Here is a 20,962-nt window from a genome sequence, read left to right as displayed (position 1 = left end):
GAGGATCAGTGGTTTCGTGCTTCGATGTGGGCGGGCATGCTCAGCAATGCCAGACCAATAGCGATCAGGGCCAGTAAACCGAGTGCTATGTAGGCACCCGAGTAGCTACCGGTCCATTCGGCGAGTACGGCACCGGCCCAGGGTGCCGACGCCATCGCGATGACGATCGGCGCGGACATGATTCCGCTGAGGTGCCCATATTCGCTCGGACCCCAGCGATCGGTGATGGCAGTGGCCTGCACCAGGGTGAACAAACCCCGGGCCAGACCGGCACCGATCGCTACGGCGATCAGAGTCACGACCGAGGTGGCGACACCGAGCAGGATGGTCGTCATGGCCGTTGCCGCGATGATGCCTACAGTTCGGACTCGGGTACCGGCGAATCGCTGCAGCGGAAGATAGCCGATGCGACCGAGGACCTGACCCGCTCCGCCGAGCCCGAGCGCTGTTGCTGCAAGAGCAGCGTCGGCACCGTGTTCGATCAGCAGCGGAACCAGATTGAAAACTCCGGCGAACGCGACGAAGCCGGTGACGGTCATCGCTGCGGTGAGCATGACGAACGGACGGCTACGGACGGTCGCTGCAGCGGTGGGCATCGCCCGCGTGCGTCTCGACCTGTCCGCGGACGGCCACTGTCCGCGCAGCCCGATCACGTGTGCGGGGACAGTCACGATCAGCAGAACGACTACGAGCACGAGATACGTTCGCCGCCAATCGGTATGGCTCGACAAGATCGCGGTCAGTGGGGCGAAGACCGTACTGGCAAGTCCCGCTGCCAGCGTGAGGATCATCAGGGCGCGGACGCGATCGGTGCCCCACCACCGTGTCAACGCCGCGAACGCGGGCGGGTACAGCACCGCTCCCATGGCGATACCGGCCATCGACCATCCGAGAAAGAACAACGGCAGGCTCGGTGCTGTCGCGACGAGAACCAACGCGGGTACAGCCAGAATGGAACCAGCGCTCATCACCCAGCGAGGGCCGCGCCGGTCCAGGATGCGACCGACAGGAATCCCGACCAGCGCTGCGACGAACTGACCGATCGAGAACGCGGCCACGATCGACGTCGTCGACCACCCGGTGTCCGCGGTGATCGCAGGCGACAGAACGGGGAAGGCGTAGTAGAGAATTCCCCAGCTGGTGATCTCCGTGACGCACAGAACCATGAGAATTCGGCGTCGCCCCGGGTGTGACTCCGAGGGCGACGTCGAATCGACTGTCACAGAATCAGTCACGAAGCGGTGCGCCGAGGCTGATCAATTCGGGAGCCGCCGGGGCACCGCAGCACCCACCGGTCGTGGGGGCGTCGGGCTCGTCGAACAGGCCGGCCCCACCGCAGACGCCCGTGTCGGGCAACGTCAGCTCCACTTTTCGCGCGCCCTCGTGATCGCCTGCCAGTTCGGCGGCGATGCTGCGCACCTGCTCGTATCCGGTCATCGCAAGAAACGTCGGCGCACGTCCGTAGCTCTTCATGCCGACCAGGTACAGGCCGGGCTCGGGCTGAGTGAGCTCCTCGACTCCGTGTGGTGACACCGAGCCGCAGGAGTGGATGTTCGGATCCACCAGCTCGGCGACGAACTTCGGTGCCTGCAGAGTGGGATCGAGATCGAGGCGCACTTCGGACAACCACGACAAGTCCGGACGGAACCCGGTCAGTGCGACGACGCGGTCGACGTTCTCGATACGGGTGCCGCCGTCGCCCACGAGGGTGAGCCGATCACCCTGCACCGCAACGGCTTCGGTGCGAAATCCGGAGACCACGGTGAGGTAACCGTCGTCGACGGCCTTCTTCGCGCGTTGGCCGAGTGCGCCGCGCGCCGCGAGTTCGTCGGCCGCGCCGCCGCCGAAGACCTCCGCGGTGACGCCTCGACGCACGGCCCAGGTGAGCGTCGTGCCGGGCTCGTCGGCGGCGAGCTCTGCGAAGGTGATGACGGCGGTCAGCGCGGAGTGACCGCTACCGGCGATGACGGTGTGCTTGCCCGCGAACTGGGAGCGAATCGTCGGATCGGCCAGATCGGGGACTCGGTAGTCGATGCGGTCGGCGGCGGCCTTCTCGCCGATGGCCGGAAGTCCCTCGCTGCCCAATGGATTCGGTGATCCCCAGGTGCCCGACGCGTCGACCACGGCGCGAGCGAGGATGCGTTCCTCGCTGCCGTCGGAGTGGCGAACATGCACCGACAGTGGTTCGGTGTCGCGTCCGGCGTCGACGACGCGGTCGCGTCCCCGGCGGGCAACGCCGACCACTTCGCAGTCGACTCGGACGGTATCGCCGAGCACAGCAGCGAGGGGCGCGAGATAGTGCTCCACCCATTCGCGTCCGGTGGCGTAGGTGTCGCCGTCCGGTGGAGTCCAACCGGTGGGTTCGAGCAGTCGGGCGGCAGCCGGGTCGACGACCTCGGACCACGGAGAGAACAGCCGCACGTGATTCCATTCGGACACCGCCGATCCGGCCGACGGTCCACGTTCGAGAACGATGACGGCAGAACCGGTTTCGGCCAGGTGCGCCGCGGCAGCGAGACCGATGGGGCCTGCGCCGACCACCACTACGGGGTATTCGTTCATGTCTGATCTACCTTTCCTCGTCGAACTAGAGTGTCCACTGCTGCGCGTGCCGTCCGGCCGACGCCGATGAGCGTCGCCGAGGCGGGGCCGGTCCAGTCGCCGTAGCCCAGGAACACCAGCGTCGCTTCGCCGCGGACGTGATTGCCGTCCAATACGATTCGTGATCCTTCGGTGTGCAAATGCAGCGGCTGCAGATGCCGCAGTGCGGGTCGGAATCCGGTGCACCAGAGGATTACATCCAGCTTCTCCGTCGTATGTCCGTCGGTGACGCCGTCGGTGGTGATCGCGGTGAACATCGGCCGGGCGTGCAGCACTCCGCGATCCCTGGCCTCCCGCACCGGCGGGACCATGACGATGTCGCCCAGACCTGCGACCCCGCCGGTATCGGGACCGCCTGCCGCCAGAGTGCGGGACCGATCGCTGGCGACATCGAACAGCACCCGACCGTCGACGTCGTCGGGCAGAAACCTCGGCTCGCGGTTGGTGAACCACAGGGTCTGCGCGACCGTGGATATCTCGGCAAGTATCTGAGCAGCCGAGTTTCCGCCGCCGACGATTCCTACTCGCTTGCCCACGAACTGACCCGGCGTTCGGTAGTCAGCGGCATGCAGCTGGGTTCCACCGAACTCGCGCATACCCGGGTAGCTCGGCCAGAACGGCCGAGACCACGTTCCCGTCGCATTGATGATTGCTGCGGCACCGTACGACTCGCCGTCGGTGTGGACTCGATAGCCCTCGGTCGTACGATGCACGGACTTCACGTCGACGGGCCTGTGCACCGGCAAGTCGTACTTCTTCTCGTACGCCCGCAGGTAGTCCACCACATGCGATGCCGGCGGAAAACCACTGTGCCACGCCGGCATCGGCCAACCGGGTAGTCGCGAGTACTCGGCCGGCGAGAACAGATGCAGTGACGGCCAGTAGTCCTGCCAGGACCCACCGGCGTGCGTCTGGTTGTCGAGGATGACGAAGTCCAGACCGGCTCGTCGCAGGTAGTAGCCGGCGGCCAGTCCTGCTTGACCGCCGCCGATCACTACCACCTCGGTGTTCATTCGGATCAGGTTTCCGCGCTGCGCAATCGGGATACCAGTTCTCCGACGCGGCCCGCGATGTCGTCACGCACCAGACGCATCCGCTCGATGCCGTCGATACCGCGTTCGGACGGTTCGTCGGTGTCCCAGTTCTCGAATCTGGGGCCGTCGACCACGTCTACCTTCGCCTCACCGCCGAGGGTGACGACGTAGTCCATCCGGGCGAGCAGAGCGGGGTCGATCGGTTTCGGTACTTCACCCGACAGATCGACGCCGACTTCGAGGAGCGCCTCGGCCGAGAGTGCATTGACCGTTCCGCCCGGCTTCGTTCCGGCAGAGTGGACTTCGACCGAATCGCCGACGGCCTTGCGCATCAGGCCGGCCGCCATCTGTGACTTGCCGCCGTTCTTGACGCAGACGAACAGCACGCTGGGTGTCGTCATGACGCCGAACTCTGCTTCGCTGGAACCAGTTCGGCGATCAGGTCTTCGATTCGACGCTTGATCTCGTCGCGAATCGGGCGGACTGCCTCGACGCCTTTTCCTGCCGGATCGGCCAGTGCCCAGTCGCGGTAGCTCACGCCGGGGAAGACCGGGCACGCGTCGCCACAGCCCATGGTGATGACGACGTCGGACGTCTCGACGGCCTCGGTGGTCAGGATCTTCGGCGACTGCGACGAGATGTCGATGCCGACCTCGGCCATGGCCTCCACCGCTGCCGAGTTGATGGTGTCCGCGGGAGCGCTACCGGCAGAACGTACCTCGACGGTATCGCCGGCGAGATGGGTCAGAAATCCGGCGGCCATCTGAGATCGACCGGCGTTGTGGACGCAGACGAAGAGAACACTGGGTGTGTCGGACATGGAGTCGTTTACCTTTCGAGCGCGGAGGCCGATGCCTCAGGCCGGTACGGTTGTGGTGGTCAGCTCGCTGAGCAGTTGACGGACACGAGCATCGAGATCGTCTCGGATCAGACGCACTTCATCGACGGTCTTGTCGTCGGGGTCTGTCAGTTGCCAATCCAGGTAGCGCTTGCCCGGGTAGACGGCACAGGCGTCGCCACACCCCATGGACACCACAACATCTGCAGCGGCTACCACGTCGTCGGTCAATGGCTTCGGGAATTCGCTGCCGAGGTCGATGCCGAGTTCCTCCATGGCCTGCACCACGATCGGATTGATCTCGTGGGTGGGGGCCGAGCCAGCAGATCGGACGTGGACAAGTCCCCGTGCGTGGTGCTCGAGCAAGGCTGCGGCCATCTGCGACCGTCCGGCGTTGTGGACGCAGATGAACAGCACCTCGGGCACGAACTTCGGTGCGTCGCCTTGTGATTGGGCGAGTGCGGTGAGGCGGTCCGCGGCGAACTTGCCGGCCAATGTGGTCAGGTGAGTGTGAATTTTCGAGGTTCGACGCAATGCGGTGTAGGACTCGAAGACGTAGCGCTCGACGGTCTGGGTGGAGAAGATACCCTCGTATTGCGCAGCCAGTCGTGCGGCAGTGCGCGAGAGGATCGCCTGTGGCATCAGTAGCTCGGGCTGGGCGCGGTGGCTCCTGGCAAAAGTGTCTTCGGACATCAGGACTCCTTTGTCGCTGTGGTCACGGACGTACTGGGGGAGAAGCGCTTACGCAGAACAAGTGAGACATAGACGAGGCCGACCAGGACCGGCACCTCGATGAGCGGACCGACGACCCCGGCGAGCGCCTGCCCGGACGTTGCGCCGTAGGTGGCGATGGCGACGGCGATGGCGAGCTCGAAGTTGTTGCCCGCAGCGGTGAATGCGAGGGTGGTAGTGCGTTCGTAGCCCAGGCCCATGGCGGCACCGAGTGCGTAACCGCCGCCCCACATCACCGCGAAGTAGACCAGCAGGGGCAGCGCGATGCGCACCACGTCCCAGGGCTGTGAGGTGATCCGATCACCCTGCAGCGCAAAGAGAACGACGATGGTGAACAACAACCCGTAGAGAGCCCACGGGGCGATCCTCGGGATGAATTTCTCCTCGTACCATGTGCGGCCCTTGGCGCGTTCACCGAAGAAGCGCGATGCAAATCCGGCTATCAGCGGGATTCCGAGGAAGATCAGCACCGATTTCGCGATCTGCCACGGCGACGCTTCGATCGTGGTCTGCTCCAGGCCGAGCCAGCCGGGCAGTACCGAGAGGTAGAACCATCCGAGGACGGCGAACATGAAGACCTGGAACACGGAGTTGATCGCCACGAGCACGGCCGCGGCCTCACGGTCTCCGCAGGCGAGGTCGTTCCAGATGATGACCATCGCGATGCATCGAGCGAGGCCGACGATGATCAGTCCGGTGCGGTACTCGGGCAGGTCCGGCAGGAAAAGCCATGCGAGAGCGAACATCAGCGCCGGTCCGAGGACCCAGTTGAGGACGAGCGATCCGATCAGCAGTCGCCTGTCGCCGGTGACGGTGTCGAGGCGGTCGTAGCGGACCTTGGCCAGTACCGGATACATCATGACGAGTAGGCCGACGGCGATCGGCAGCGACACCCCGTCGACGGAGATGGACGACAACGCGTCGTTCAGCTCGGGGATCATGCGTCCCAGGATCAGGCCGACGACCATGGCGACACCGATCCACACCGGGAGGAACCGATCGAGCGTGGAGAGTTTGCCGACGACGGCGGTATCCGTGGTGGTGCTCATACCGTGACCACCGTGGGGTCCGCTGCGGTGAGTACCGACGACAGTTGTTGCAAGGCAGCTGGAACGACCCAGTAGTAGACCCAGGTTCCGCGTCGCTCACAGTCGAGCAGCCCGGCTTCGCGGAGCACCTTGAGGTGGTGGGAGATCGTCGGTTGCGACAGGTCGAAAGCGGGGGAGATGTCACACACGCACGCTTCGCCGCCGGCGTGGCTGGCGACGAGGCTGAGCATCCGCAGGCGCACAGGATCGCCCAGAGCCTTGAACATGCGGGCCAGATCCCCGGCCCAGTCCACGGTCAGCGGTTCGTGGACGAGCGGCGAACAGCATGCGCCGGCCGAGGAAGTCCGGTCTTGATTCGACATTGGTCTATATTGACCCCTGTCGAATCAGCCGTCAAGTGAACAGTCGCTGAACCCGGACCAGACGGTAGAGGACGCCGAGCAGTGTCACAACGGTGCCGATCGCGATCGACGACAAGGGCAGCGTGGCAATGAGAACCAGGCACCCGAGCGCTCCGAGCGCCTGCAGGGGGCGCGGATAGCGTCGGTGTTCGGTGCCCTGGGTGTACGCGCTGACGTTGGCGACGAGGTAGTACAGCAGCACTCCGAAGGACGAGAAGCCGATGGCGTCACGAAGATCCACGACGAGAATTGCGGCACTGACGATCGCCGCCAGAGTGATCTCGGCCCGGTGCGGCACCGAGTAGCGAGGGTGGACCGCAGTCAGATACGACGGCAGATCATGGTGGCGGGCCATCGCCAACGACGTGCGTCCGATACCGGCGATCAAGGCCAGTAACGCTCCGAGCGCAGCCAGTCCGGCACCGATGCGCATGACGGGTGATGCCCACGAATACCCGGACGTCACAACGAGATCGACCAGCGGAGCCGACGACGAGGCCAGTAGGTCCGGGCCCAATACTGTCAACAACGTCACGGCAACCGCTGCATAGATCAGCAACGCGATGCCGAGTGCAGAGACGATGGCCCGTGGAATGGTGCGCTCGGGCCGCACCACTTCCTCGCCGAGGGTGGCGATGCGCGCGTAGCCGGCGAAGGCGAAGAAGAGCAATCCCGCGGACTGCAGAATTCCGTACCAGCCGTCCCCGGTGAGGGATCCCGACGTGCCCATGCCGTTGCCCGGCGAGCCGGCGCAGCCCAGAACCACCCCGACGACGAGGATGGCGAGTACCGCGGTGACGAGGATCTTCGTCAGCAGCGCCGTGCGGGTGATGCCGAAGTAGTTCACCACCGCCAACGCGACAATGGCAAGGATCGCAACGGCTTTCGTATAGCCGGAAGGGGCGACGTAGGCCGCGAACACCATCGCCATGGCCGCCGAGCTTGCGGTCTTGCCGATGACGAAGGTCCAGCCGGCGAGGAAGCCGGGCCACTCACCGAGTTGTTCGCGACCGTAGATGTACGTCCCGCCCGACGTCGGATACTGGGCGGCGAGTTGCGCGGAGGACGTCGCGTTGCAGAACGCGACGACTGCCGCGATGGCGAGGCCGATCAGCAAGCCGGCACCCGCTGCGGCCGACGCGGGAGCGAACGACGCGAACACTCCCGCCCCGACCATCGAGCCGACACCGATGACGACTGCATCGACAAGGCCCAGTCGACGGGCCAGCGGCTGTGGGTCGGTCATGCCTGGACCCGGATGTCGATCACGGCGACAACTGTAGAGGCCCCTCAACAGTGGCAACAGACCAGATGTCGGCCGCGGTCTACTTCTTCTGCTGGTACACGTCCGGAATTCCGTCGTGGTCGTCGTCCCGCGTCTCTTCGATGTAGAAGTCGCGGTACGCCTTGTTGCGGGTACGCAGAATGATCGACGCGATGGACGCAGCGATGATCGAACCGGCGAGCACACCGACCTTCACGTGATCGTCGCGCTGGGTGCCTTCACCGAATGCCAGATCGCCGATCAGCAGCGACACCGTGAAACCGATACCGGCGAGCATCGCGACGCCGAAGACGTCGAGCCATTTCAAGCCGGCATCGAGGGTGGCCCGGGTGAAGCGCGAGACCAGGTAGGTGGTGCCGAAGATGCCGATGGCCTTGCCGATGACGAGGCCGGCGATGATGCCGATGGCAATCGGGTCGGTCAGGGCGCTGGCCAGGCCGGAGAAGCCGCCGACAGTCACACCGGCTGCGCAGAAGGCGAACAGCGGCACAGCGATACCCGCGGAGATCGGCCGGATCTTGTGCTCGAAATGCTCGGCGAGACCGGGGCCCGCATCGGGGCCGCCGTTCGCCTTGCTCCGGATCACCGGGACGGCGAAGCCGAGCAGAACGCCTGCGACGGTGGCGTGGACACCCGACTCGTGCATGAGCACCCACGTCACCACGGCCAGCGGGATGAGCACCCACCACGAGCGGACGCGCATCTGCACGGCGACCGCGAACAGCGCGAGCGGGATCAGCGTCAGGCCGAGGGCGATGAAGTTGATGTCGTCGGTGTAGAAGATCGCGATGACGCTGACGGCCAAAAGGTCGTCGACCACGGCCAGAGTCAGCAGGAAGGTTCGCAGCGCTGTCGGCAGATGCGTGCTGATCACAGCGAGAACGGCCACGGCGAACGCGATATCGGTCGCGGTGGGAATGGCCCAGCCGAGCAGAGCGCCATCCCCGGTGCCGAGGTTGAACAGCACGAAAATGACTGCGGGAACGACCATTCCGCCGACGGCCGCGGCCACCGGCAATGCGGCGCGTGCCGGATCGCGCAGATCACCGGCAACGAACTCGCGTTTGAGTTCGAGTCCGACGACGAAGAAGAAGATGGCCAACAGCCCGTCGGCGGCCCACGTCGACAGAGTCAGATCGAGATGCAGAGCCGACGGCCCGACGCGAGTGCTCATCAATGTGTCGTAGGCGGCGGACCACGGTGAGTTGGCCCACACGAGCGCGACCACGGTGGCAACGAGAAGCAATGCGCCGCCGACGGTCTCTTTGCGCAAGACCTGTGCGATGCGGTCGGCCTCGGACCAGGAACCGCGAGAGAACAGCGGCAATCTCTCTTTGGGGATCGGTGAATCAGACACGGGAACAACGCCTTTCGGTAGCAACGTCGTGCTGAGCGCGTCCGCCGAGTCGACGGACATGTGCGCAGCACAGAACTATTGCCGACCAGACTTCCCGGCGCACCGTGGATGATCCTATCGCGAAAAGGTCCCTGTCACCGAACCGAGGGAATGAATCTGGCGATCGCGCGCCAACCGAGCAGCAGAATCGCGGTCGAAATCGTCGCAACGATGATGAACGCGGTAGCGGTTCCCTGACCTGTCGCCGTGCGCAGGATCATGCCTCCGACGACCGTGGTGACCCACACCAGAATGCCCGTCGGAACAACCAGGAACGCGTCGAACTTGTTGCGGTACAGAGCGAACGTAGCGATCCAGCCGAAGACCGCACCGACGACGAACGGCCAGGCGGTGTGGAAAAGTCCGGACAGCGCGGTGGCTTCGTCGTGACTGCGACGGCCGATCGCGGCGAACAGCACGATCATGACGAGATCGAGGACGGCAGCGACGGCCGGGGAACGAAACTTCACGGGCCCACTGTAGGACACCGACGCGAACGGCCCGCGCCTACGAGTGCAGGTGCGGGCCGTTCGATGCCACTGGATCCCGCCCCCAGGTCCGGATCAATGTGGGTTTCAGTCGGTTGGACTGCAACAAAGGCGCATTGATCCGGAAGGAGAGGGGTGAATCCGGAAGGCGTGAATCCGGGAGGCGGGGGTGAAACTTACGCCTGGAGGCCGGCCTCGATGTCGAGGTTCAGTGCGATCTTGTCGCCGACGACTGCGCCGCCGCCTTCGAGGGGCATGTCGATGCTGATGCCGAAGTCCTTGCGGTTGATGGTGGTGCTGGCTTCGAAGCCTGCGACCGGTCCGTTGCCCATGCCGGCGTTGACGCCGTTGAACTCGAGCTTGAGGTCGATGGACTTGGTGACGCCGTGGAGGGTGAAGTCTCCGGTGACGACGAAGTCTCCGCCGTCGGCCTTGACCGAGGTGGACTTGAACGTCGCGGTCGGGAACTTCTCGACCTCGAAGAAGTCGGCGGTCTTGAGGTGGCCGTCGCGCTGCTCGTTGTCGGTGGTGATCGAGGTGACGTCGATCTCGGCGTCGACGGACGGGGTGCCGTCGGCGGCGACGGTGACGGTGCCGCTGAAGTTCTGGAAACGGCCGCGGACCTTGCTGACCACCAGGTGGCGGACGGTGAATCCGACGGTGGAGTGGGTGGGATCGATGGCCCAGGTGCCTGCGGTGAGCTCGGGAAGCGCGATGGCGGTGGTCATGAGGACTCCTTGTTGGGTTGAAGTTTCAAACTCATAGTACACAAGCGGACCGGGGTCCGTATATATTCCGGGTGAACGGACAGTGACGGATGCCATACCGAACGGCACGGGGCTACGCGGTCTCCGGATCGCCTTTGGAGTCGCGATCGTGCTCGGCGGCTCGGCCGAGATCGGAGGTCTCCTGCCGCTCGAGGGCGATGTCGAATTCGAGATCGGCGTGCTGGTGCTTACGGAACAGGACGAGGAACACGATCCACCCGACGATGGCGACCAAGATGAAGCTGACCCCGCGATAGACCAGGGCCGACGCCACTGCTTGAGATGCGGTGATGGACGCGGCGCTGGTCAGGAACGCGATGAGGGTGGCGTCGACGACCACCAGTCCGCCGGGTGCGAGCGGGACGGATCCGACGGCCTTGCCCGCCGCGAATGCGATGAACAGCCCGGACAGTCGTGGATCTGCGCCGACGGCGAAGCACGCGAACGCCAGGCACGCGACGTCCGCGAGCCGGTGCACGGCCGACCAGGACAGTGTGAGCGCGCCGTCCCGCTTGCCGAGCTGTACGGATTGGATCTGGCCGATGACCGTGTCGATGGCCTCGGCTCCGGCGTCGAGATCGTGGTTGCGGAACGCGTTGTACTTGCGCAGACCCCAGCGGGCGAACTGTTTGATGGACTCCGGGTGGTTCGAGATGTATCGGACAGCGGCCACGATCGCGATGACGCCGATGATCGGGAGCACCACGGTGAAGGTGTTGAACGAACTACCGACAACCAGTCCGCCGGCAACGCCGAGCACCGCCAACCCGGCCGCGGCGATGACGCCGGAGATGGCGAGCTGCCACGAGGCGACAACCGGACTCGCACCCCAGCGTCGGGTCTCGCGGTAGGTGAAGGCCGTCGAGAACACCTGGCCCGCGGGCAGAGTGAGCGACATTGCGGTGCTGCCGTAGATGACTGCGACGGACTTGCGTTGCCGCACCTGCACGCCGCCCGCGTCGAGCAGCTGCTTCTGGACTCGGCCGAACGCGCTGAGCGACACGGCTTGGGCAAATACGCACGCAGCCAGCCAGCCCCAATGGATTTCTCGTACTGCTGTCCAGGATTCGTGCAGCCGTGGCCACAGGTAAATCGCCTCGCCCACCAGCAGAGCGACCAGGGCAATTGCGGCGATCCACTTGACCCATCTCAGCCGGTTTCGCGGGCGCCGCGCTGCGGGTCCGCTGGTCGAGCTGGGGTCGGGCATCCTGTCAGACTAACCGTCACTCGAGGAGGAGTCGGGATACTCCACCGGCCAGGCCAGGTGGGTTGCCCGTCGTCGGCCACGCAGTTGCACCTGGTCGCCCAACTCCCACTGTTCCTGCTCCTCGTCGTCGGCGAAGTACAGGGCCGAGGTGGATGCCAGAACGCGTCCGGGCCGCAGTTTCGCCAGTTCGGTGAGCCGCGACGCCTCGTTGACCGGGTCTCCGATGACCGTGTACTCGAAGCGCTCGGACGCGCCGATGTTGCCGGCGACGGCCAGTCCCGCCGACACCCCGATGCCGATGTCGAGTCCGGTGATCTCGTCCAGAGCGAAACGCAGTTCACGCGCCGCGGCCAAGGCCGCGGTGGGAGCGTCGGGACGGTCGAGCGGTGCCCCGAAGATCGCCAGCGCCGCGTCGCCCATGAACTTGTTGACGAAGCCGTGGTGGCGTCCGACGACGTCGACGACCACCCGGAAGAACTCGTTGAGCAACACCACGACCTCACTCGGCGGGCGTTCCGACGCGGTGGCGGTGGATCCGACCATGTCGACGAACAGCACGGCGACGAATCGTGTCTCGCCGCCCAGCTCGGTACCGAACTGCAGTGCTCGACGCGCCACGTCCTCGCCGACGTGCTGGCCGAACAGCTGACGCAGGACGCGTCGCTCGGCGGATTCCTCCATCATGCGGTTGAAGCCGACCTGGAGGCGACCGATCTCGCTGCCGTCGAACACGTCGACCTCGACGTCGGTCTCGCCGCGTTGCACGCGTTCGATGGCGTTGTGCAGTTGGCTGATCGGGTCGGAGATCTGGCTCGCCGTGAGCATCGACAGGACGAAGGCCTGCACGATGGCCAGCACGCTGAGCAGGATGATGGCCACGGCCAGCGCGTTCGGCGAGAACACCAGGTCGGTCGTCAACTGGGTCGCACACAGCAAGATGATGCCGATGACGGGCATCAACGTGCCCAGTCCCCACGTCATGGCCATGCGGGTACCGACGCCGGGTGTCATCGTGCGGTCGAAACGGCCTTCGCTCAGTGCCAGTGCTGCGACCGGGCGCAGGATGCGTTCGCCGAGCATGTAAGTGAAACCGAAGGTGACGGTGGCGGCCATGCCGACGGTGACGATGACGGCGATGGACAGCGACGGCATCTCCGCGATGGTCAGCAGCACGAAGATGATGCCGCCGATGATCCACAGAATCAGGTGCACGATGGCCTGACGCAGCGGCGCGTGCAGCGTCGTCATCTGTTCCTTGCGGGTGGGCGGGCCGCCGCGGAGCTGCCACCTGATGACCGAGCGCAGCAGTGTGTACGCGTAGATCAGGCTGACCACCAGGGCAACACCCAGATACGCACCGAAGATGTACACGTTGCGGACGCGGTCGGCGACGATCGATTGCGACTCCGGAATGGGCAGACCGTAGCGAACGAAGGCGAATACGAGCACGGCACCGAACACATTGGCGATGAGCATCGAGAGCATATAGAGCGGCCAGCGACTCTTCAGGGTGAGCGAGACCGCTCGGAAAGATGCCAGCACAGGTTAAATTTAGCGGGTGAGCACCGACGAGTTGCGGGCGCAAGGTACGGGGGCGTCCCCGCGCCTCACTTCGGCCGCAGATTCGGTGCATCCGCTGGTACGGGTTGGGGCGGAATGGACGTGGCGACTGCTGGTCCTGTTTGCCGGATTCATCACTTTTGCCTATGTGATCGCCAAACTGAGCACGGTGGTCATCCCGCTGGGTCTGGCGCTGCTGGCGGCCGCTCTGCTGGTGCCGATCGTCGATTGGATGCAGCGTCGGGGAGTGCCGCGTGTCGCTGCGGTGATCATCGTGATCATCGCAAGCATCGGCGTCGTCGCCGGAATCATGACGTTCATCGTCGAGCAGTTCATCGAGGGGCTTCCACAGGTGGGCGATCAGTTCACCCAATCGATCAACAGCGTCGAGGAGTGGCTCAGCAACGGGCCGCTGCACATCAGCGAAGACCAGATTCGGCAGGCGACCGACAATTTGGTCAAGGTCATCCAGGACAACCAGGAGGCCGTCACCAGTGGGGCGTTGACCACGGCGACGGTGATCGGCGAAATTCTGACCGGGGCGCTGCTGACGCTGTTCACGCTGATCTTCTTCCTGTACGGCGGTGATCAGATCTGGCAGTTCGTCACCCGGCTGGCACCGACGAAGGCGCGCAAGAAGATTCGCACAGCCGGCATCCAAGGTTTCGGGTCGCTCGTGGGATACGTTCGCGCGACGGTGGCCGTCGCCGCTGCCGACGCGGTGGGCATCGGAGCCGGGCTCGCCATTCTCGGTGTACCGCTGGCACTTCCGTTGGCCTCGCTGGTGTTCATCGGCGCCTTCATTCCGATCATCGGTGCCGTGCTGACCGGATTCGTCGCAGTGTTCATCGCCCTGGTGACGAAGGGGCTCATCACCGCCGTCATCACCCTGGGCATCGTGATAGCGGTCATGCAGCTCGAAGGCCATGTGTTGCAGCCACTTCTGCTCGGCCGCGCCGTTCGGCTGCACCCACTGGCCGTCGTGCTGTCCATCACCGTCGGCATTCTGCTCGCGGGCATCGTCGGCGGCTTGCTGGCGGTCCCGATCGTCGCGGTGCTCAACACCGCCGTCCGGTCGCTGCTCGCCGACGACCCCGACGAGGTGTACGAGGAACTCGATGTCAGCGACACGCTGTACTCGGCCGAACCCAGCGACCCGGACACTCCTCCCGGTTCGTCCGAGCCCGATCGACTTGCCAAGGGGGAGCTGAACACTGCAGACCCGAAGACCGATGCGGACGACTGACCGAGTGCGGCCGACTCTGAACTCGGCCGATCCCGACAGCCCGCTGTGGCGTGCCTCGCAGGCCTTCCGTCTGGTGACTCTCGTGTACGCCGTCAGCTACCAGGCCGCGACCGTCGACAACTACACCAACCCGCGGCTGAGTTGGGCGTTGGTCGCCCTGATGGCCGTATGGTCCGGGGCTTCGGCACTCCTGCTCTCGCGGGCCACCCTGCCGCGCTGGCAGGTGGTGCTCGCAGATCAGATCATCGTGATCGCCCTGATGGCGTCGACGCGGTTGGTGGCCGACTACGACTGGTACAGCACCCGCCAGACCCTGCCCACCACCCTGTGGGCCACCAACGCCGTCATCTCCGCTGCAATTCTGTTGGGGCCCAAGGGCGGTATCGCCTCGGGTGTGGTGATGTCGTTGGTCAGTGCCCTGGTACGGGACCGGTTCGACACCGACCTCTGGTCGGACGCCACCGCCCCGGTACTGCTGTCGGCCGGGCTCGCGTTGGGATTGGCGTCGAACACCGCCCGGCGCGCGCACGAGGAATTGCGCAGTGCGGCACGGTTGGCCGCGATCACCGAGGAGCGTGAGCGGCTGGCCCGACAGGTGCACGACGGGGTTCTGCAGGTGCTGGCCCTCGTCCGCCGTCGAGGTCTCGAAATAGGTGGGCCGGCAGCCGAACTCGCGGAGCTCGCCGGTGAGCAGGAAGTCGCTCTGCGCGTGCTGATCTCCGAACAGTCGGCTCCGCGCGACGATCACACCGGATCGATCGTCGACGTGCGCGCCCTGCTGCGTACTCAGGCCGGTACGTCGATCTCGGTGTCGACTCCCGCCGACCCGGTGCTCGTCGAATCCGACGTCGCCGAGGAACTCGCTGCCGTTGTGACCACTGCCCTGTCCAATGTCGAGCTTCACGCAGGTGCCGATGCGAAGGCCTACGTACTGCTCGAAGACGTCGACGGAGAGCTGATCCTGAGCATTCGTGACGACGGCCGCGGAATACCCGCCGGACGGCTCGCCGCCGCCGAGGCCGAGGGCCGGATGGGCGTCTCGAAGTCCATCCTCGGCCGGGTCGAATCTCTCGGCGGTACTGCGATACTCGACACCGGAGAGGGCGAGGGCACCGAATGGGAAATTCGGGTTCCGCGAACGAGAGGAGCGAGATGACCGGCGACGAGAATCCGAACGCCGAGATCGCGGTGATGGTCGTCGACGATCACCCCATGTGGCGTGACGGCGTCGCCCGGGATCTCGAGGCCGCCGGATTTCGGGTGGTCGCCACCGCGGACGGAGTAGCCGCGGCCGGACGCCGCGCCCGAGCGACCACTCCCGACGTCGTCCTCATGGACATGCATCTGCCCGACGGGAACGGTGCCGATGCCACCGTCGCAGTGCTGGACGCGTCCCCGAAATCCACGATTCTGGTGCTCTCGGCATCGGCGGAACGCAGCGACGTGCTCGACGCGATCAAAGCTGGTGCGACGGGTTACCTGGTCAAGAGCGCATCGGCGGAGGAGCTGTTCGACGCCGTCCGCGCCACCGCAGCCGGACAAGCGGTGTTCACCCCGGGTCTGGCCGGTTTGGTTCTCGGCGAATTCCGGCGGATGTCGTCGTCACCGGAGCCGGAGTCCGATACCCGCCCCACGTTGACCGAGCGCGAGACCGAGGTGCTCAGACTGGTCGCAAAAGGGCTCAGCGCCAAGCAGATTGCGACCCGTTTGACGCTCAGCCACCGGACGGTCGAGAACCACGTGCAGGCGACACTGCGAAAACTGCAGCTGGCCAACCGCGTCGAATTGACCCGGTACGCCATCGAAAAGGGTCTGTAGGGGTTTGCGACCCGGCCCGACGGGCACTCTTGACCCCATGACCGACAACGAAGCAGTGGACACGACAGTCGATCCGGCCGAGCACACGAAGGGCGTCGACGCCGACCAGGATCAGACCGGTGACGAGCGCGCCGAGGCCATCGACGAATTCGACGGCCATCTGGACGGGTCGGGCGAGGAGTCCGAGCTTCCGACGCCCGAGCCGACCGAAGTGGCCGACAAGAGCGACGAGAAGACCGTCACCCGGTCCGAGTAGCCCCTACTGGGCACACAGCCTGCCGAGCGCGAATTTGGCGATCGGCAGGTAGGGAAGAACCAGCGGCAGCGGGCCGTCGATGGTGATCCACGCCCTGGTTCCACTGGGTCGTGAGACGACTCCGTGTGTCAGATCCACGCCGATGGCTCGGTTCTGGAACCATGCCGACCACGCCCACGTCCACGAGTGTTCGTCCACCGAGTGCACCTCGAAGTCGATCGGCACCCCCAACGGCCCCAGCACTCGGCCGGAGGTATCGGAGTCGAGGCGTTCACCGCGGTATTCGACGCCCATGATCTGCGGAGCCCAGGTCTTCCAGACCGTCGGGTCCATGTAACGCTCCCAGACCTCGGGTGCCGGGGCGTCGCCGGTGGATTGCAGTGTCACTCGCATAGCTCTCACCTACCCGCTGGTAGCGGTCTCCACACGGATATTCGCCGAACGTTCGGTCACCATCCACCGCCGTGGCATCGGGTGGACGTCCGGCGGGAGAGACTGAGCAGGTGCGCATCGTTCAACTGGCGAACTTCTACGGACCGCGGTCCGGCGGTCTGCGGACGGCCGTCGATCAGCTGGGATCGGGCTACGTGGCCGCTGGTCACGACGTGACGCTGATCGTGCCGGGTGCCCGGTGGAGTGAGACGACGCTGCAGTCGGGAGTGACGCGCGTCGAGGTGCCGGCGCCGAAAGTTCCGTTCACCGGCGGCTACCGTGTGGCCGATCCGCGACGAGTGGCCTCGATCGCGTCGGGTCTACGTCCGGACGTGATCGAAGTGTCGGATCGGCTGACCCTGCGCGGAATGGGCAGGTGGGCGTCGCGTCGCGACATCCGCAGCGTGATGATCTCTCACGAGCGCCTCGACCGGCTGCTGGCTCAGACGATGCCGATGCGATACGCCCGGCCCCTCGCCGACGCGGCCAACCGACGCACTGCCGAGTCGTACGACGCCGTCGTCTGCACCACCGAGTTCGCACAGCAGGAATTCGATCGAATCGGAACACCCAACGTCCATCGAGTCCCGCTCGGCGTCGATCTCGAGCTGTTCCATCCCCGACGACGCCGAGCCGGCGCGCGCTCGGCATGGCTGGGTAGCGCCGACCGGCTGCTGGTCCACTGCGGCCGACTGTCGGTGGAAAAGCATGTCGAGACCAGCATCGATTCGCTTGCCGCGCTCTGCGATTCGGGTATGCGGGCTCGGTTGGTCATCGCCGGCGACGGCCCCCGACGAGCGGGCCTCGAACGCCGCGCCCGCGGGCTGCCTGTCGACTTCCTCGGCTTCGTCGACGGCAGGTCGGCCGTCGCCGAGCTGCTCGCCTCGGCAGACATCGCCCTCGCACCGGGACCACACGAGACATTCGGCCTCGCGGCACTGGAATCGCTCGCCGCGGGCACGCCCGTCGTCGTCTCCGAAACCTCGGCACTGGCCCAGATCGTCACCCCGCAATGCGGTGGATCCTCGATCAACACCGCCGACGGCTTCGCAGCGGAAATCCAACGGCTGCTTCGACTTCCGGCCGACGGACGCCGGATCGCGGCGAGGGTACGCGCCGAAGAGTTCGGCTGGCCCGCATCGGTACACGGAATGTTGTCGGTTCTCCGCGGGCACGCCGCCTGAGAACTTCGCTACCCTGGGCCCATGGAGGCAAGGGATCTGCGAGTGTCCGATGCCGAACGCGAGCACGTCGGGCAGCTGCTGCAACGGGCAGTCGGCCAAGGCATGTTGTCGCTCGGTGAGTTCACCGAAAGAATGGACACCGCTCTGGCGTCGAAGACCCGGGGCGAACTGAACTCGGTACTCGCCGATCTACCGGGCATGCAGATCGCCGGCGAGCACCTCCCGTCGCCGAAACCCTTCGCCGATCCCACCCCACAACCGACGCCGCGCCGCGTCGTGCAGGAGCACTGGGGACACGGCGGCGGTACCCCGGACACGGTACGCGGCAGCATGTCCACCATCACCCGCAAAGGCCCGTGGAACGTACCGCGCCGGTTGAACGTGGTGACGCGGCTGTCGTCGGTGACACTCGACTTCACGCAGGCCGTCATGGTCAGCCAGGTCGTCGACATCCACGTCGACGACTACTGCAGCTCGGTCACGTTGATCCTCCCGACCGAAGCCACCGCCGACGTCAACGGCGCCGAGGCCGTCGCAGGTACCGTCACCAACAAGGTGCGCACCGGCCCGCCGTACGGACCGCTGCACGTGGTGCTCACCGGGAAGGTCCGCTTCGGTTCCCTCACCGTCAAGCACCCCTTCGGCAGCTCGTTCCGTAAAATTTTCGGATAGTCGGGCTGGACTACTCGAGGGATCCGAGTAGCACTACTCAGGCTATCGAGCCGCCCGGCCCGCAGGATCTATCCCATGACTTCTTCTCAGAACTCCGGGCTGGACCCGCAACTCGTCGCGCGCCTGTCCAGCCGCTTCGATTCCTTGGGCGACCACATGCGTCAGGTGGCCGTCGACCTGCATACATTGCAGTCGCAGCTCGGTACCGCACCCACTTCCGTGCCCGTTTCGGCTCCCGCCAGGCCACAGCCGGTGCCGCGGTCGTCTGCGCCGACCGTCCCTCCGCAGACGTTCTCGCCGCCCCAGATGCCTGCACCGCAGCAGCCCTATGCCGCGCACGGCCCGGTGTCGGCACCTCCGGTCACGCCGCCTCCTGCGGTCGGCCAGTCCATGGCAGCCCCGCCGTTGCGAGGGCCGGTGGTCGCGCCGCGGCCCCCCGCTCCGCCCCGTGAGCCGTGGTGGCAACGAGACGGCGTCATCAGTCGCCTGCTCGCCGTCGCGGGCGCAGGTGTCACGCTCGTCGGCGTCGTGATGCTGCTGGTTCTGGCCGCACAGGCCGGCTGGTTCGGGCCGCCTCTGCGCGTCGCCGCAGGCGGGGTGTTCTCCCTCGCACTGATCGGTGCCGGTGTGCGAGTGTTCGGTCGCTCCGGAGGACGCGTCGGCGGAATTGCTCTGGCCGCCACAGGTATTGCGGGTCTGTACCTCGACGTTCTGGCAACGTCCGTCCTGTACGGCTGGCTCGATCCGGTGATCGGCCTGATCGCTGCATTCGGAATCGCCGCTGCGGGAACAGCTCTCGCAGTGCAGTGGAAGTCGCAGCCGATGGCGGTATTGATTCTCGCCGGAGTCGCGGCGTGCGGGCCCATCCTGACCGACGGTCCGACCCTGGCCCTGATCGCGTTCTTCATCGCCACCTACGTTGCGAGCTTCCCGGCCCAGATCGGCCGTGATTGGCCGCTGCTGCAGATCGTCCGAACCCTTCCCCTCGTCGGCACGGTCCTGATAGCGCTGGTCGGCACCGACCTGTCCGCACCGACCGACTATCGACTGCTTCTCGTCGTCGTCCTGGTGGCCGCGTCCGGTATGGGTATGTCTCTGGAACTGCTGCGCCGCAACGTTTCCGACGTGGTGGCCACCGTCATGACCGCTCTGTCTGCGCTACCGCTTCTGATCTCGGCGAGCGTGTTCGATCGGTGGACCACCGTGACCGTGCAGTTGGTTCTGGCGGCCGCGGCACTGGCCATCGTGCTGCTGGTGCACTGGCTGCCGGCGCATGCCCGCACCACCGTCTCGATCATCGGTGCCGTGGCCATGCTGCAGGCCGCAGTCGGATCGACGACGGTCGACGTGCGTCCGGTCGTGCTGTTCGCGGTTGCCCTGGCGCTGTTCGCCGCGGCCCACCGCACCCGCTCGTCGTTGGCGTACCTGATCGGAAGCGCGTTCGGTGTGATCGGTGCGTTGACCTTCGTCTCGATCTCCCCGCCGGAGGCTCTCCTGGACTCCGATCACGCTGCCGGGAATGCGGGCATCATCATCGGCGGAATACTGCTCGCTGCAACAGCATTCGCGTTCGCCTATGTCCTGACCGAACTGAAACTCCTCGACGACGGAATGCAGACCCTCGCCATCGTCTCCGGAGTGCTCGCCCTGTACGGCCTCACCTCGGCCACCGTGAGCCTGGGAACCTCGATCGGCGGCAACACCACCGGATTCACCGCCGGGCACACCGCCGCCACGATCGAGTGGATGATCGCAGCATTCGCCCTGCTGGCCTTCGGGTTACGGAGTATTGCCCACGCTCACCTGGCACTGCTGGCCGGACTGTCTCTGACCGCCGCCTCCATCGCCAAACTGTTCCTGTTCGACCTCGTCGCCCTGGACGGCCTGTTTCGCGTCATCGCCTTCATCGCAGTCGGCTTGTTGCTGCTGATCGCGGGGACCCGATACGCCAAGGTGTTCGCGGACCGAGAGGGCGCGGTCACCTCCTGACCCCCAC

General features: G+C 65.7%; 22 protein-coding genes. 7 read left to right on the top strand and 15 right to left on the bottom strand.

What is annotated here, in order from left to right:
• Window positions 1-5: 5 nt before the first annotated feature.
• The 14 genes from CH268_RS10315 to CH268_RS10250 form a co-directional block, all read right to left on the bottom strand.
• The gene (locus CH268_RS10315; RefSeq protein WP_048317876.1) at window positions 6-1,166 is read right to left on the bottom strand and encodes an MFS transporter; all 1,161 of its coding nucleotides are present in this window, start codon (window positions 1,164-1,166) and stop codon (window positions 6-8) included.
• 61 nt (window positions 1,167-1,227) lie between these two features.
• Window positions 1,228-2,562, bottom strand: a complete 1,335-nt coding sequence (locus tag CH268_RS10310; RefSeq protein ID WP_094663717.1) for an FAD-dependent oxidoreductase — start codon at window positions 2,560-2,562, stop codon at window positions 1,228-1,230.
• Window positions 2,559-3,614: an ArsO family NAD(P)H-dependent flavin-containing monooxygenase gene (locus tag CH268_RS10305; protein ID WP_094663715.1), complete on the bottom strand. Its 1,056-nt coding sequence runs from the start codon at window positions 3,612-3,614 to the stop codon at window positions 2,559-2,561. Before CH268_RS10305 ends, CH268_RS10310 begins: the two co-directional genes overlap by 4 nt.
• A 5-nt stretch (window positions 3,615-3,619) precedes the next feature.
• Window positions 3,620-4,036, bottom strand: coding sequence for an arsenate-mycothiol transferase ArsC (locus CH268_RS10300; RefSeq protein WP_094663712.1), 417 nt, complete (start codon window positions 4,034-4,036; stop codon window positions 3,620-3,622).
• Window positions 4,033-4,455: an arsenate reductase ArsC gene (locus CH268_RS10295; RefSeq protein WP_048317867.1), complete on the bottom strand. Its 423-nt coding sequence runs from the start codon at window positions 4,453-4,455 to the stop codon at window positions 4,033-4,035. The genes CH268_RS10300 and CH268_RS10295 overlap by 4 nt, the downstream gene beginning before the upstream one ends.
• A 36-nt stretch (window positions 4,456-4,491) precedes the next feature.
• Entirely contained in the window at window positions 4,492-5,166 is a 675-nt protein-coding gene (locus tag CH268_RS10290) for an arsenate reductase ArsC (protein WP_094663710.1), read from the bottom strand.
• Entirely contained in the window at window positions 5,166-6,254 is a 1,089-nt protein-coding gene (gene arsB, locus CH268_RS10285) for an ACR3 family arsenite efflux transporter (RefSeq protein WP_094663708.1), read from the bottom strand. The genes CH268_RS10290 and arsB overlap by 1 nt, the downstream gene beginning before the upstream one ends.
• Window positions 6,251-6,616 carry an ArsR/SmtB family transcription factor gene (locus tag CH268_RS10280; protein WP_094663706.1) on the bottom strand — a complete coding sequence of 122 codons (366 nt, stop codon included), beginning with the start codon at window positions 6,614-6,616 and terminating at the stop codon, window positions 6,251-6,253. The genes arsB and CH268_RS10280 overlap by 4 nt, the downstream gene beginning before the upstream one ends.
• A 31-nt stretch (window positions 6,617-6,647) precedes the next feature.
• Window positions 6,648-7,901 carry an APC family permease gene (locus tag CH268_RS10275; RefSeq protein WP_094663704.1) on the bottom strand — a complete coding sequence of 418 codons (1,254 nt, stop codon included), beginning with the start codon at window positions 7,899-7,901 and terminating at the stop codon, window positions 6,648-6,650.
• A gap of 79 nt (window positions 7,902-7,980) precedes the next feature.
• Window positions 7,981-9,297 carry a Na+/H+ antiporter NhaA gene (nhaA, locus tag CH268_RS10270; protein WP_374758032.1) on the bottom strand — a complete coding sequence of 439 codons (1,317 nt, stop codon included), beginning with the start codon at window positions 9,295-9,297 and terminating at the stop codon, window positions 7,981-7,983.
• 134 nt (window positions 9,298-9,431) lie between these two features.
• Entirely contained in the window at window positions 9,432-9,806 is a 375-nt protein-coding gene (locus CH268_RS10265) for a DUF3054 domain-containing protein (RefSeq protein ID WP_094663699.1), read from the bottom strand.
• Window positions 9,807-10,000: 194 nt separating this feature from the next.
• Window positions 10,001-10,552, bottom strand: coding sequence for a YceI family protein (locus CH268_RS10260; RefSeq protein ID WP_027495356.1), 552 nt, complete (start codon window positions 10,550-10,552; stop codon window positions 10,001-10,003).
• A gap of 112 nt (window positions 10,553-10,664) precedes the next feature.
• On the bottom strand, window positions 10,665-11,798 hold the full coding sequence (locus CH268_RS10255; RefSeq protein ID WP_094663697.1) for a lysylphosphatidylglycerol synthase transmembrane domain-containing protein: 1,134 nt from the start codon (window positions 11,796-11,798) through the stop codon (window positions 10,665-10,667).
• A 9-nt stretch (window positions 11,799-11,807) separates the two neighbouring features.
• Window positions 11,808-13,283 (bottom strand): adenylate/guanylate cyclase domain-containing protein, encoded by a 1,476-nt coding sequence (locus CH268_RS10250; RefSeq protein WP_032367437.1) that lies wholly within the window; start codon window positions 13,281-13,283, stop codon window positions 11,808-11,810.
• A gap of 73 nt (window positions 13,284-13,356) precedes the next feature.
• On the opposite strand from CH268_RS10250, the gene CH268_RS10245 reads away from it, so the two are divergent.
• The 4 genes from CH268_RS10245 to CH268_RS10230 are packed head-to-tail and all read left to right on the top strand — an operon-like array spanning window position 13,357 to window position 16,678.
• Window positions 13,357-14,604, top strand: a complete 1,248-nt coding sequence (locus CH268_RS10245) for an AI-2E family transporter (protein WP_371128955.1) — start codon at window positions 13,357-13,359, stop codon at window positions 14,602-14,604.
• Entirely contained in the window at window positions 14,591-15,760 is a 1,170-nt protein-coding gene (macS, locus tag CH268_RS10240) for a MacS family sensor histidine kinase (protein WP_032367106.1), read from the top strand. The genes CH268_RS10245 and macS overlap by 14 nt, the downstream gene beginning before the upstream one ends.
• Before the next feature lie 35 nt (window positions 15,761-15,795).
• On the top strand, window positions 15,796-16,422 hold the full coding sequence (locus tag CH268_RS10235) for a response regulator (protein WP_027495360.1): 627 nt from the start codon (window positions 15,796-15,798) through the stop codon (window positions 16,420-16,422).
• Window positions 16,423-16,459: 37 nt separating this feature from the next.
• Window positions 16,460-16,678: a hypothetical protein gene (locus CH268_RS10230; RefSeq protein ID WP_032367104.1), complete on the top strand. Its 219-nt coding sequence runs from the start codon at window positions 16,460-16,462 to the stop codon at window positions 16,676-16,678.
• Window positions 16,679-16,681: 3 nt separating this feature from the next.
• On the opposite strand, the gene CH268_RS10225 is transcribed toward CH268_RS10230, so the two are convergent.
• Window positions 16,682-17,071 (bottom strand): hypothetical protein, encoded by a 390-nt coding sequence (locus tag CH268_RS10225; protein ID WP_027495362.1) that lies wholly within the window; start codon window positions 17,069-17,071, stop codon window positions 16,682-16,684.
• Window positions 17,072-17,181: 110 nt separating this feature from the next.
• Here CH268_RS10225 and CH268_RS10220 point away from each other — a divergent pair, with 110 nt between their 5' ends.
• From CH268_RS10220 to CH268_RS10210, 3 genes are all read left to right on the top strand, one after another.
• Complete coding sequence (locus CH268_RS10220; protein ID WP_027495363.1) at window positions 17,182-18,294, top strand: glycosyltransferase; 1,113 nt, start codon at window positions 17,182-17,184, stop codon at window positions 18,292-18,294.
• Between the two features lie 21 nt (window positions 18,295-18,315).
• Window positions 18,316-18,966, top strand: coding sequence for a DUF1707 SHOCT-like domain-containing protein (locus CH268_RS10215; protein WP_032369502.1), 651 nt, complete (start codon window positions 18,316-18,318; stop codon window positions 18,964-18,966).
• Between the two features lie 75 nt (window positions 18,967-19,041).
• Window positions 19,042-20,955, top strand: a complete 1,914-nt coding sequence (locus CH268_RS10210; RefSeq protein WP_176457911.1) for a DUF2339 domain-containing protein — start codon at window positions 19,042-19,044, stop codon at window positions 20,953-20,955.
• The last annotated feature ends 7 nt before the right edge of the window (window positions 20,956-20,962 follow it).

The sequence above is a fragment of the Rhodococcus sp. 06-1460-1B genome (assembly GCF_002258475.1).
GTDB classification, from domain to species: Bacteria; Actinomycetota; Actinomycetes; order Mycobacteriales; family Mycobacteriaceae; genus Rhodococcoides; species Rhodococcoides fascians.
Note: the sequence above shows the minus strand (reverse complement) of the source record. Positions and strands in the feature narration are given on the sequence as shown.